Source organism: Gilliamella sp. LMG 34359, assembly GCF_984569085.1.
Genome location: NZ_OZ474906.1, coordinates 3,326,153 through 3,339,966 on the forward strand (window position 1 = coordinate 3,326,153; position 13,814 = coordinate 3,339,966).

Genomic DNA, 13,814 nt, shown 5'->3' on the forward strand with positions numbered 1-13,814 from the left:
CTAAATAAAAACAGATTGAAATGGATACAAAAAATATACTAGCAGTAATAAATTATTCTACTAATGTAACGGATAATTTTATGGCAGAGGACGCATTAAAATCCGCAGCTTTAAAAGAAGGTTTAGTTATTAAAATAGAAACTAATGGCGTAAAAGGTATAGAGAATCAGATAACTGATGCAGATATAGCTTATGCAATTGGTGTCATTATTATATCAGATAAAAGGGTTAATCCTACTCGTTTTAATGGGTTACCTATTATTGAAGTATCGATAAAAGATGCTATTTATGAAGCAGCACTACTAATTGAAAAAATAAATTCAGGTAATGTACCCGTCTACAAAAACTCAGAAAGTAACATTTATAAATTAGACAATCTAAATCAAAGAGAAGTAAAAGAACGTCGGCAAATGTATAAACATCTTACAAGTGGTGTTTATTATATGCTACCGTTTACTGTTGTAGGTGGACTATTAATTTCATTTTCATTACTATGTGGAATTTATTCTTCAGACCCAAACAATGCTGAATATAATGAGTTTGCTGCACTGCTGATGAAAATTGGAAGCCAAAGCATTCAACTAATGCTGCCTTTTTTCACTAGTTTTCTAGCCTATTCAATCAGCGGTCGTTATGGAATGATAGTGGGTTTTGTGGGCGGTTCAATTGTTAGTTTAAACGGTGCTGGTATTTTAGGCTGCATTTCTGTGGGGTTCACTGCAGGTTATTTAATGTTGTTTCTAGATAAATTGTTAAGTAATCTTCCTCGTTCATTTGAAGGGATTAAATCCATTTTAATAATGCCATTAATTGGTATATTTATAATTGGTGTAAGTGCGTATTTAAGTAGTAGGCGAATTGCCACTATCAGTACTAGTATGGCAGAGTGGTTATTCTCGTTACAATCAAGTAATCCTATTTTACTAGGTATTATTATTGGAACAATGTGCTCTTTCGACATCGGTGGCCTAATCAATAAAGCAGCTTATGCAACTAGTATTATGCTATTAGAAGAAGGTAATTACTATTTTATGGCTAGTGTTTCAGCGGCCTGTATTGTTCCACCTTTAGTTATTGCGTTTTCAACTACAATATTTCGAGGTAAAGCATTTACTAAAGAAGAACGTGCTGCAGGTATTGCAAATTATATACTTGGTTCAACTCTTATAACAGAGGGCGCTCTCCCTTTTGTAGCTAAAGATCCGTTTCGTGTCATTCCGATTATGATGTTTTCATCGACTATTGCTGCAGTATTGACATTTATATGTCAAATTCAAGTCCCGGCACCTCAAGGTGGTTTTCTAGTACTACCATTAGTTAATAAACCCCTTATATGGGTCGGCTGTATTTTTATTAGTGCATTAGTAGGAGCAATTTTATTAGGCTTAATTCGTACGCATGAAACACCAAAGCAACATTAGAAAAATAAAATAACTCAATAGTAAATATGGTCGATAATTAATTTAGTAAAAATATTTAACTTATTAAGATAAATTTAGAATAAGCAATATAAAAATTAAGAGTTGAAGTTGCTATTCTAATTCTTAGTAAAAAAAGATAAGTTAAGAATGATTATATTTGAACCATATATTATCATAATTTATGATTTACACATTTAGGAAGTAGTCTAACTATTCCTCATGAAACTACAGATAAACGCGATGGTGTTATACAAACAGGATTAAAAGTCATCTATTACCCTGAAGGAGTAAATTGTGATGAAGATGATAATATTGCCTATGTTGTTATTGGTATAGCAGCTAAAAATAATGAACATTTAGATATTTTGCGTCAATTAACCACAGCAGTTATTGCTGAAGATACTTTAGCGCTAATTCAATCCGTTAAAAAACCAGAAGAGCTATTAACAATCCTTCAAGGCAACTAATATAACCATCCCATGAGAAGAGACGATGTGAACTCATGGGAGGTTACCTCCAACTGATTGACAATTAATCAATTAAAGCGGTTAATACAGTAGGTTTGTAAACTATAGAAAGAATATTAGGTAGTAAAAAATTCCAGACGATTATTGATAATTGTTTTATTGTTAACCATTTCAAATGAGTCCAAAATGCCTTCCCAAGTAATACCTAGAACAATTAACATTTCTTCAAAATCATAATAATAACGTATTTGATCTTCAATAATACTATCTTTAAATCTATAGTTATGATTAAATTCATCAGTTAACTCAAACGGGTGACCAATCTTAAAATCAAAACCAAGGTAACTTAAAATTTGATTAGCTTTATCAATTAAAAAAGCGTTATCCGTAACTTCTTCAATTGATAATGCCTCAACGCGATCTAAAATATAAAAAAATAGAATTGGATAACCACCTTTTCCTATGCCTTGGACATCAGCATAACTGAAATCTTCAATAGTTTGATATTGATCTGAACTAAAAAAATCATCAATATTGAGCATACTAAATTTTGTTTTATCATACATATCAATTAAATCGCTTTTCTATTTTCCGTTTGATCTTATTCAAACTAGATAATTCAACTATCGCCAGGATTGAAGTTTATTTTCTTTTTAAGATAATCCTTAAATCATCACCCACAGCAACTACCGATTCAAATTGAAATTGGGGCGCTAAAGATAATTTTGTAAGATTAGGTAAAACACATAAATCTTTGGCATTATGACCTAGCAATTTAGGTGCATAATAAATAATGAGTTCATCAACTAAATCTTGTTCAATCAATGCCCCAGCCAGATGTGCTCCCGCTTCAACCCAAACAGAATTAATTTGGTTTTTGCCTAATTCTGTTAATAATTCGACTAAATCTATCTGATTTTGGGCTGAGGATTCAATAATTAGCTTGGTGTTGGGTTTAATTATTGGAATATTTTGCTTGCGCACTATCCATGTTTCACCCGATTGACTAAAGATATTTTCATTGCCGGTTAATCGATTTTGACTGTCTATAATAACGCGAATCGGTTGTCGAATATTTTCTTGGGGATAAATTTTTCTAATCTCATCAGGTAATTCATCGTATCTAACTGTTAAACTGGCATTATCTTCTTGAACAGTTGCTCGGGTACTCAAAATACAACTGGCTTGCGCTCGATATTGTTGTACATCTTGTCTTGCCACACTTGAAGTAATCCATTTACTTTCACCCGATGCCATAGCAATTTTACCATCTAACGAGGCAGCAAGCTTAAGTTGAACATAGGGTTTCCCTGTGCGCATACATTTTAAAAAACCTTTATTAATCGCTTCGGCTTGTTCATTCAAAACACCAACCATAACTTCAATACCGGCGTCTTTTAAACGTTTAATCCCTTTACCTGCAACGTTAGGATTAGGATCTTGCATCGCAATAACAACCCGTTTAATTCCAGATCTAACAAGGGCATCAGCACAAGGGGGGGTTCGACCATAATGGCTACAGGGTTCAAGTGTTACATAAGCAGTGGCATCTTTAGCTGCATCACCTGCCATTTTTAATGCGTAGACTTCGGCATGGGGTAAGCCCGCTTTTAGATGAAAACCTTTACCAATAATCTGATCATTTTTAACAATGATACAACCTACATTAGGATTTGGAGTAGTCGTAAAACGGCCAAGTTTAGCAAGCTCAATAGCTTGCTGCATATAAAATTGATCTTTATCCATAGTCATTGTGTTAAATTGGATTATTTTTGTTGCAACTTAGCAATTTCATTACTGAATTGTTCAATGTCATCAAAACTGAAATAAACAGAAGCAAAACGAATATAGGCAACTTTATCGAGGTTTTTTAGTTCTTCAATAACAAAATTACCAATTAATTTGGCTGGTACTTCGCGTTCACCCGTTGCTCTTAGTTTAGATTTAATTCGCGTGATGGCATCTTCTATTGCATCAAAACTCACTGGGCGTTTTTCTAGCGCTCGTTTTATACCATTACGAAGTTTATCTTCATTGAAAGGTTCGCGAACTTTATTGCTCTTGATAACATTAGGCATAATTAACTCTGCCACTTCAAATGTGGTAAACCGTTCATTACATTCGACACATTGTCGACGGCGACGAACCTGAAAACCTTCACCCACTAATCGAGAATCAATAACTTTTGTATCATCTGCATTACAAAACGGACAGTGCATAAATATATCCTGATAACGTTTCAACTTACATTACAATAGCCGAAATTAGTCATTTAAACAAGATTACAGCTAAGTTATATATACTCTAAAAATTTGTAATCAAAATAAATGCTAAAAATCCGTCACCAATCTAGTGACGGCAATCAAATTTACCATGTTAATGAGATTAAGAAATCACGCAATTTAGTAAAATCATCCGGCATATAGTGAGAAAGTAATGGCATCTCAGCTCTTTCAGCCAAGGCTGATGGTAATGAGATTGATCGACCAAGGATATCTTCAACCACTTCTTTGAATTTAGCTGGATGAGCTGTTCCTAAAAATAAACCATACTCTCCTTCTTGCAGCTGATCGCGTAATGCTCGGTAGGCAATAGCCCCATGAGGCTCAGATAAATAACCTTTTTTATCCAATTCCTGAACTGTTTTTACTGAAACTTCGTCAGAAACAGCAGCATGTCCTAATGATTTAAGTACCCAACCTTCTCGCTGATAAATTTCTTCGATCCTTGGCCAGTTGTTTGGTTGACTTACATCCATAGCATTAGATAATGTTGCCACGGTTTTATGCGGTTCCCACTTACCGGTTTCTAAATAACGAGGAACAGTATCATTAGCATTTGTCGCAGCAATAAAGCGTTTGATAGGTAATCCCATGGTTTTTACCAGTAAACCAGCCGTTAAATCGCCAAAATTACCACTTGGTACAGAAATAACTAATTGTTCACGTTGTTTGGCAGTAAGTTGCGCATAAGCTTCAAAATAATAGCAGATTTGCGCTAAAAGCCGACTGATATTAATTGAATTAGCTGAGTTTAAACCAATGGTGGTTTTTAGTTCTTCATCATCAAATGCTTTTTTAACTAAAGCTTGGCAGGCATCAAAATCACTTTGAATAGCAATGGTGTGAATGTTATCACCTAACGTACAAAAGAGCTTCTCTTGTAATGGGCTAATTTTACCTTCTGGATATAAAATCACGACGCGAATATTCGGTAAGTGATAAAATGCATGGGCAACAGCCGCACCAGTATCTCCCGAAGTTGCGGTCAAAATGGTGATTTTTTTATCGGCAGCAACTTGGACTAAAGCTTGTGCCATAAAGCGTCCACCAAAATCTTTAAATGCTAATGTCGGACCATGATAAAGTTCCAAAGATCCAATATCATCTTCTACCGATTTAACAGGGGCAGGAAATTGGAAAGCATTTTGCACTAATCGATGCATATCATTATCGTTAATTTCATTGCCAATAAAAGCGGATAAGATTTTGGCACTGCGTGTAATAAAGTCCATTTTTAATAATGCTTCTATTTCTTGCGCAGAAAATTTTGGCAACTGTTCAGGGAAAAACAAGCCTTGTCCTCTTCCTAATCCTTGTTGTACCGCCTGCGCAAAACTAACCTGCTCGGAATGATCTTTTAAGTTATACAGTTTCATAATGTTTTCCAATAATTTTATACTTTAATTGTTTTCTTTTTGATTTAATCTTATTGTTTTATTTAATAACAATTAACTTAAATCTCTCTTGCACCTTGTGGATCTATTTTACAAATGTGCGTAAAACCATCTTCATTTTGTAAATAAGAACTTTTCAACAAAGACTCTATCTGTTTTGCAGTTTCAAGATTATCTGCTACCACAAACATTGTCGGTCCTGAGCCAGATATACCAGAGGCTAATGCGCCAAGTTGTTTTACCTTTTTTTGTGTTGCATCGAAATTAGGTAGCAACTGTTTACGATAAGGCTCGGCGATATTATCAATCAACATTGCCGCAGCAAGTTTGGGTTGTTTGCTATAACAAGCATGTAAAAAACCACCTACATAACGACCATGCGCAACACAATCTGCTTTTTGATATTGAGCAGGTAATATTGCTCGAGCTTCAGCTGTAGAAACTTTAATACCTGGATAAGCCATTACCCAATACCAATTGTCAAAATGCGGTATCGACTCACTTATTACCCCCATTTCATCAAGGATAAGTTGCATTCCACCTAAGTAACAAGGAGCGACATTATCATAATGCACGCTACCAGAAATTCGGCCTTCTAGTTCCCCCATCATGGAAAGCATTTCATATTGATTAAATGGTTCATCAAAAAATTTATTTAATGCCACAAAAGCACCAACGACAGAACAAGCACTTGAACCTAATCCAGAACCAATTGGCATGTTTTTTTCAAGCGTTATGTTAACCGGTAATGTTTTACCCATAGCCTTACAAAAACGTTGCCAACATTGATAAACAATATTGTATTTGGGATCCTTGGGCAATTTTTTAACAAATTGCCCTTTACTTGTAAGGCTAAACTCAGTTGCTGACTCAATGGTAATACAGTCACCTAACATCGCCCCACTAATTGGATTGATTGCTGCACCTAAAATATCAAAGCCTACACTAATATTTGCCATTGATGCTGGTGCATAAACAGTTAATGATTTATGACTCATTTAGCCTCCAATTTTTCCAGATGTGGTTCGTAAAATATCAGCAAACACACCCGCTGCTGTAACATCATTACCGGCACCGTAACCACGTAATACTAATGGAATTGGTTGATAATATCTGGTATAGAATGCTAATGCATTTTCACCATTTTTAACTTTATAAAGAGGATCTTCAGCATCTACGGCTTCTATTTTGACACTACATTGATCGCCATCGATGTTAGCAACATAACGTAGAACTTTTCCTTCTTTAGCCGCTTTTTCTGATTTTTCTTTAAATTGTGCATCGAGTTGCGGAAGTTTTGCCATAAACTCATCAATATTGCCTTGAGAATATTCTGCTGGTAGCACAGATTCAACATTAATTTGATCGAGTTCAAGTTGTAATCCTGCTTCCCTTGCTAAGATTAATAGTTTTCTTGCTACGTCGGTTCCGGATAAGTCATCACGCGGGTCAGGTTCGGTAAAGCCTTTCTCTTTCGCCAACTTAGTTGCTTCTGATAATGACATACCTTCATCTAACTTACCGAAAATAAAAGATAATGAACCCGATAAAATTCCAGAAAACTTAATTAATTCGTCACCGGCATTAAGCAGATTCTGTAAGTTCTCGATTACCGGTAGCCCGGCACCAACGTTGGTATCATATTGGAATTTACGCTTACTATTTGCTGCTTCTTGGCGTAAACGAAGGTAATAAGCCATTGAACTGGTGTTGGCTTTTTTATTCGGGGTTACCACATGGAAACCATTAGCCAGAAAATCAACATATTTATCTGATACATCACTACTTGAAGTACAATCGACTAATATTGGATTAAGCAGCCGGTTATTTTTAGCAAATTCAATAATACCGTTTAGATTATAACTGGTTTCACTTTGTTTTATTTGATCACGCCAATTATCTAAGTTAATTCCATCACGATTAAGTACTGAGTGTTTGGAATTAAATAAACCACAAACCCGTAGGTCAATTTGTTTATTTTTAAGCCATTTTTGTTGACGGCCGATTTGATCCACCAAGGCACCACCAACACCACCAACACCAATAACAAATACATCTAACATTTTGTCGGTACCGAATAACATTTGGTGAGTCACTCGAACCCCCATTACCGCAACATCATTATCAACCACAACTGAGATTGAGCGTTCTGATGAACCTTGGGCAATTGCCACAATGTTAATATTGGCGCGCGCTAATGCGGTAAAGAAGTTAGCCGATAAGCCACGTAAGGTACGCATGCCATCACCAACCACGGAGATAATCGCTAATTTTTCAATTACTTCAATTGGTTCGAGTAGGCCATCTTTTAATTCTAAATAAAACTCTTCACTCAATGCCTCTTCCGCACGGTATAGTTCGGTTTGCGGCACACAAAAACTAATACTATATTCAGACGATGATTGGGTAATAAGTACGACAGAAATACCGGCATAGGACATGGCGGAAAAAACCCGCGCCGACATACCAACCATACCTTTCAATCCTGGACCTGATACATTTATCATGGCCATATTATTTAAATTAGTAATACCTTTGACTGGCGTTGAACTATCAATTACATTAGCGCCGATTAAAGTACCTGGAGCATCTGGATTATTGGTATTTTTGATTAAACATGGAATTTGGAATTGCGCAATCGGTAAGATTGTTCTAGGGTGAAGCACTTTAGCACCAAAATAAGATAATTCCATAGCTTCTTGATAAGACATTGTTTGTAGTAGTTTGGCATCTGGCACAATTCGCGGATCACAAGTATAAACTCCATCGACATCGGTCCAAATTTCACAGCTATTGGCGCGTAAACAGGCGGCTAATACTGAAGCCGAATAATCTGAACCGTTACGTCCTAAAACAACTAATTCACCCTTTTCATTACCTGCGGTAAAACCTGGCATTAAAATTATATTATCTGAAGGAATACGCATTTCACTGATTCGATGGGATGACTCGACAATATCAACGGTCGACTCTAAATAATCGCCTTGCGCAATTAACATTGCCACAGGATTGATAACAGTGACTTCATGCCCTTTTGCTTTTAGCAATTCTTCCATTATAGCAATGGAAAGTTTTTCACCTCGACAAATGATAGTGGCATTGATGCTATCCGGACATTGGCCTAATAGTCGAATACCTTCTAACAGTTGTTTGACATTATTTAACTCATTAAGAGCAAACTTTTTCATTTTTTCATAGGCAAAATTAGGCAGCGCTTTAGCAATACCAGCCAATAAGTCAGCAAAGATTTTTTCAGCATCGTAGATATTGGTTTGAATATCTTGCTTGGCAACAGTTTTTTCGACCATTGCAACTAGATGATTGGTAATTTTAGCGGGTGCAGATAAAACCGTTGCCGTCTGTTCTTGTTTAGCATTATTTTCAATAATCTCTGCTACACGCAAAAAACGTTCTGCGTTGGCAACAGATGTTCCTCCAAATTTTAAAACTTTCATATCACACCTTACTTATTTTTCTAATTTATGCCAATAATAATTCAAAATACCATTTTTAAAAGATATGCATAAAATCAATATTTTGAATTGTTTTTACTTTAATTTATGTTTTAGAATATTTTGTTTCACAAAGTAAAAAACCCGCCTTTTTGGGCGGGTTTTTCGATATTTTTTTAAGGAAAAATCAACCCGCCCTATAATTAATAATAGTGCCGGTGGTACCAATAATGCCTGAAATCATCATCATCATTTTATTATTTTTCCTAAAATAAACTCTAAACAAAACAGCCCGACATTTTCATGTCAGGCTGTAAATAACTAAAATACCTTTTTGCTGTTTTCGTATTCATTGACTACTTTGTTTAATGCTTGATAGATACTTTCAGCACTTCGCTTTTGTAATGCTTCATCAAGTATATTGAGATACGATAACATTAATTTTTGATTGTCTTCAGCAAATTGTGGTGAAACTTCCTGATCTTCATATAACATGACATAAGTGCGTGCAAACCCAAAAATCAGAAAGTAAACGGCTGCGTTACTTGGATCTTCTTGGATTAATGTCCTCATAGCCTTACGTAGTTTTACGTACGAATCGGTACCAGGCAAGCTTGTCGCAAATGTTTTTGTTACTTCAGAAAATGTCATTGCTAAAACCTCAATCAAAATCACAAGCGAAAAGAATAGCAATCCATTAACATAAGTGCAAGTCTATTTTGTTTAACAACTCTATTTTTTTATTATTTTTTGTTTAAGGCATTGATATCATTCAATGCCTTTTGAACTTTTGTTTAAACTCCTTTACTAACAGCTAAGCCTGCCGAGGCTTGTGCCACTGGCATAATTTCAATTGAATTGACATTAAAATGACTTGGTGTATTCACTAACCATGAGACAGTATTAGCAATATCTTCTGGAGTGATAAAGTCCACATCTTTATACACCGCAGCTGCTTGTTCGGCATTACCATGGAATCGCACATTAGAAAATTCGGTTCCTCCACACAGTCCTGGTTCAATGTTTGTTACTCTAATTTTTTTACCTAATAAATCTGTTCTTAAATTAGCACTAAATTGTTTAACAAATGCTTTAGAAGCACCATAAACATTACCACCTTTGTAAGGATAAGTACCCGCGACAGATCCAAGATTAATGATGTAGCCACTATTACGTTCAACCATTCCCGGTAAAATTTGATGGGTTAAATGAACTAACCCAATGACATTAGTTTCAATCATTGTTTGCCAATCATTATAGTCAGCTTCATATGCGGGTTCTAAACCTAAAGCTAATCCGGCATTATTAATTAATATATCAATAGGCTGAAATTCTTTAGGTAGTTGTAATAAAATTGTTTCAACAGAGTCTTTTTTACTAACATCTAAAGTTAAGGGTAAAAAGTTAGCGCCTAACTCTTGTGCCAGTTTTTGTAATTTATCAAGTCGTCTTGCTGCACCAATTACTTTATAACCATCTGCAATAAGTTTTCGACAAATAGCTTGTCCAAATCCAGATGAAGCGCCGGTAACCAAAACAATATTCATATTCAATCTCCTTTTATACTCTTGGTAGTTATATGAGTATACCTTTGTGATATGGAAAGAAAACAACCATAAGTGAAGTGGCAAAATATTTTCAATTAGCTTGATAGCCTAAATATTGGTAAATTTTTGCATAACCTAAAAAAAACCCGCTAAGAAGCGGGTTCATATCGTATATTTCATTTAGATGGTTCTTCGGATGGCTCATCATCTTTCAAAGGAACAATCAACGTATCAATATGGGTATTGTTGATTAATTGACGAGCTGAAGACATTAATTTACTCCAAAAATCTTGGTGATGACCACAAACAACCAGATCCGCACCATATTCATGAATAGCTTCAATTAATACTTGTCCAAATTCACCATTACCAGAAAGAGTATGTGCAATTGGATAACCTGCATCAGCAGCTAATTTATTTAGTGCGATATGAGCATCTTCATTAATGCGATCTTTCATATCATTCATATTAATATCAACTAAACCAGTATAAAGATCAGAATAGTTGATACCCACATGAATGAGTGATATTTGAGCATTATATGGTCTAGCCATAGAGACTGCTTTTTCAACAAGAACTTCACTTTCAGGTGATAAATCCACTGCGACTAAAATATGTTTATAAGCCATAATATCTACTCCTTCCTATTTTGATGCTCTAATTAAACTAAAATTTTATACTTCCTTTTTACTACTAAATTAATTTTTGAGCAAGCCAAAAAAGTGACCCAGATAACAATATTGAAATCGGCAAAGTAAGAACCCAAGTTAGCGCGATATTTTTAATCGTTTTACTTTGTACTCCTCCACCATCGACAATCATGGTTCCGGCAACCGATGAAGAAAGAACTTGCGTTGTCGATACCGGCATTCCGGTATAACTTGCTATACCAATAGATAACGCCGTAGTTATTTGCGCCGAAACCCCTTGTGCATAAGTCATCCCTTTTTTACCTATCTTTTCACCGATAGTGATGGCTACACGTCGCCAACCAATCATTGTTCCTACCGCAAGCGCCGAGGCCACGCCGATAATTATCCAAATTGGTGCATATTCGACGGTTTTTAATAAATCATTATTTAATGATTTTAAATACTGCTTATCTTTATTAGATAGATTGGGTTGTTTAGCTACATGCGATACGGTATCAGATAAACATAATAAAATACGTCTAGTTTGTGAACGTTGGTCAACATTAAGCGAGTCATACTCGTTGATTTTGTTAAATAGATTGTTAGCAATACCCAAGGTGATAAACGATTTTGAATAATCACAATGATATTTATTTAAATCATTTTCTGGGATTGCTGTGTCTACCGCTGATTGTTTACCAATTACTGAATTAAGATCTTCATTATGAGAGATAAAGTACTCTTCAATATTATGAATCGCATTTCTGGTATTAGTAATCTCATAGGTTGATGCCCCCATGTTCACAATAAAACCTGCTGGTGCAATCCCCATTAAGACTAGCATCAATAAACCAATCCCTTTTTGCCCATCATTAGCGCCATGCGAGAAACTTACGCCTGCTGCTGAAATAATAAGCATTATACGAATCCAAAATGGCGGTTTCTTTTTACCATATAGTTTTTCACGCTGTTCTGGCGTCATAAAAATTCGTTCTCTTTTTTTACTACGTTTTTTACTTTGTCCTTTACGGGTCCAATATTTGCGTAATAAAAAAATCATTAAGCCAGCGATAACCAGACCAACGATAGGTGAAATAATTAATGATAAAAAGATTTGTATCATTTTAGGAATATTAAGTGCCTCAATGATAGATGTATCCATAATAAAGGCATTGGCCAATGCGACACCAATAATGGCACCAATCAACGTGTGGGAACTAGAAGCAGGGATACCTACATACCAAGTACCTAAATTCCAGATAATCGCGGCAAATAAAATTGAGAATACCATTGCCAGTCCATGAGCAGAACTGACATTAAGTAATAAATCTGTAGGTAAAAGATGAACAATTGCGTAAGCAACACTCAGCCCACCAAGTAATACCCCAAAAAAGTTAAACATACCGGCCATAAAAACAGCGAGCTGTTCCTTTAATGCTCGAGTATATATTACTGTCGCAACAGCATTGGCGGTGTCATGAAATCCATTAATTGCCTCATAAAAAAGAACAAAAAACAGCGCCAAAACTAATAATATAATGGTAGAAAAGTCTAAATCAGCAAATAGATGAAACATAATATATCTTTCTGTTGTTAATAGCGGCTCTATTATCCTTGAGAATAACCTAATGAGCAAAACAATTTTTACATTTTTCGCTTCGCGTAATGAGAAGCTAAAACAGCACAGATCATTAATTGTACTTGGTGAAAAATCATTAACGGCAAGATTATTATTCCTGTTATAGACATAGGAAAAATTACACTAGCCATTGGAATACCACTGGCTAAACTTTTTTTAGAACCACAAAACACGATGGTAATTTCATCTTCTTTACTAAAACCCAATAATCGTGAGCTATAGGTTGTAATCAATAACACAATTGTTAATAAAATTATTGAATAAACAATGATCTCTACAAGAGATAACCAGCTGACTTTAGACCAAATACCATTCACTACTGCGTCACTAAAAGCGACATAGACAACTAATAATATTGATATACGGTCGGTTTTAGAAATCACACTTTTATATTTATCAACCCATTTGCCAATAAAACGTCTCGATAAATGACCGATAATAAATGGCAACATCAGTTTAAGCATAATAGATTCAATGGCATCGAGTATATTCATCGAAGCAGCAGCTTGCGTGTGCATTAATACGCCCACTAATACCGGTGTAATAAATACACCTAACAATGTAGAAGCCGATGCACTACAAATTGCAGCAGCGACATTGCCTTTTGCAATTGAGGTAAAGGCAATTGCCGACTGAACTGTAGCCGGTAGGACACAAAGATAAACAAAGCCTAAATAAAGGTCTTGTGATAAAAAAGTGGGGACGAGTACTTGCATCATCCCCCCTAAAATCGGGAATACGACGAAAGTAATAATGAAAATTAATAGATGCAACCGCCAATTTTTTATGCCGACAATGATCGCCTCAAACGATAGTTTTGCTCCATGCATAAAAAACAATAGACCTATAGCAAAAGTGGTAAGATTTTCAAAAATAACTTTTGCTTCTCCTTCACATGGAAAAACAGTTGCTGTAGTTACAACACAAATCAAAATCAGCAAGAATGAATCAATTTTAAAACGTTGAAGTATATTCATGAT

Annotated in this window: 12 protein-coding genes and 1 pseudogene; 2 read left to right on the forward strand and 11 right to left on the reverse strand. The window is 35.2% G+C overall.

The genetic code is table 11. The features are described 5' to 3' along the window. The first annotated feature begins 20 nt into the window (after positions 1-20). The gene (locus AC5LXV_RS15195; protein WP_493466933.1) at positions 21-1,421 is read left to right on the forward strand and encodes a PTS fructose transporter subunit IIC; all 1,401 of its coding nucleotides are present in this window, start codon (positions 21-23) and stop codon (positions 1,419-1,421) included. Between the two features lie 200 nt (positions 1,422-1,621). Further along, positions 1,622-1,888 (forward strand): annotated as a pseudogene (locus tag AC5LXV_RS15200) (PTS mannitol transporter subunit IIA); the annotation flags it as partial. A gap of 116 nt (positions 1,889-2,004) precedes the next feature. Here the strand turns inward: AC5LXV_RS15200 and AC5LXV_RS15205 are convergent. The 11 genes from AC5LXV_RS15205 to AC5LXV_RS15255 form a co-directional block, all read right to left on the reverse strand. Next, positions 2,005-2,454: a hypothetical protein gene (locus tag AC5LXV_RS15205; protein ID WP_493466934.1), complete on the reverse strand. Its 450-nt coding sequence runs from the start codon at positions 2,452-2,454 to the stop codon at positions 2,005-2,007. A gap of 76 nt (positions 2,455-2,530) precedes the next feature. Further along, a complete protein-coding gene (ribD, locus tag AC5LXV_RS15210; protein WP_110432673.1) occupies positions 2,531-3,634 on the reverse strand; it encodes a bifunctional diaminohydroxyphosphoribosylaminopyrimidine deaminase/5-amino-6-(5-phosphoribosylamino)uracil reductase RibD in 1,104 nt (367 codons plus the stop codon). A gap of 20 nt (positions 3,635-3,654) precedes the next feature. Then, positions 3,655-4,107 carry a transcriptional regulator NrdR gene (gene nrdR, locus AC5LXV_RS15215; RefSeq protein ID WP_034882816.1) on the reverse strand — a complete coding sequence of 151 codons (453 nt, stop codon included), beginning with the start codon at positions 4,105-4,107 and terminating at the stop codon, positions 3,655-3,657. 149 nt (positions 4,108-4,256) lie between these two features. Next, positions 4,257-5,546, reverse strand: a complete 1,290-nt coding sequence (gene thrC / locus AC5LXV_RS15220) for a threonine synthase (RefSeq protein WP_493466935.1) — start codon at positions 5,544-5,546, stop codon at positions 4,257-4,259. A 77-nt stretch (positions 5,547-5,623) separates the two neighbouring features. Next, complete coding sequence (thrB, locus tag AC5LXV_RS15225; RefSeq protein WP_086358148.1) at positions 5,624-6,562, reverse strand: homoserine kinase; 939 nt, start codon at positions 6,560-6,562, stop codon at positions 5,624-5,626. Beyond that, the gene (gene thrA / locus AC5LXV_RS15230) at positions 6,563-9,019 is read right to left on the reverse strand and encodes a bifunctional aspartate kinase/homoserine dehydrogenase I (protein ID WP_493445341.1); all 2,457 of its coding nucleotides are present in this window, start codon (positions 9,017-9,019) and stop codon (positions 6,563-6,565) included. A 318-nt stretch (positions 9,020-9,337) separates the two neighbouring features. After that, the gene (locus AC5LXV_RS15235) at positions 9,338-9,589 is read right to left on the reverse strand and encodes a hypothetical protein (protein ID WP_493466936.1); all 252 of its coding nucleotides are present in this window, start codon (positions 9,587-9,589) and stop codon (positions 9,338-9,340) included. Positions 9,590-9,810: 221 nt separating this feature from the next. Beyond that, complete coding sequence (locus tag AC5LXV_RS15240) at positions 9,811-10,563, reverse strand: SDR family oxidoreductase (RefSeq protein ID WP_493445342.1); 753 nt, start codon at positions 10,561-10,563, stop codon at positions 9,811-9,813. Between the two features lie 176 nt (positions 10,564-10,739). Continuing rightward, complete coding sequence (gene uspA, locus AC5LXV_RS15245; RefSeq protein ID WP_034882809.1) at positions 10,740-11,192, reverse strand: universal stress protein UspA; 453 nt, start codon at positions 11,190-11,192, stop codon at positions 10,740-10,742. A gap of 64 nt (positions 11,193-11,256) precedes the next feature. Next, positions 11,257-12,771: an inorganic phosphate transporter PitA gene (gene pitA, locus AC5LXV_RS15250; RefSeq protein WP_493466937.1), complete on the reverse strand. Its 1,515-nt coding sequence runs from the start codon at positions 12,769-12,771 to the stop codon at positions 11,257-11,259. Positions 12,772-12,839: 68 nt separating this feature from the next. Beyond that, on the reverse strand, positions 12,840-13,811 hold the full coding sequence (locus tag AC5LXV_RS15255; RefSeq protein ID WP_493466938.1) for a bile acid:sodium symporter family protein: 972 nt from the start codon (positions 13,809-13,811) through the stop codon (positions 12,840-12,842). Positions 13,812-13,814: the final 3 nt, after the last annotated feature.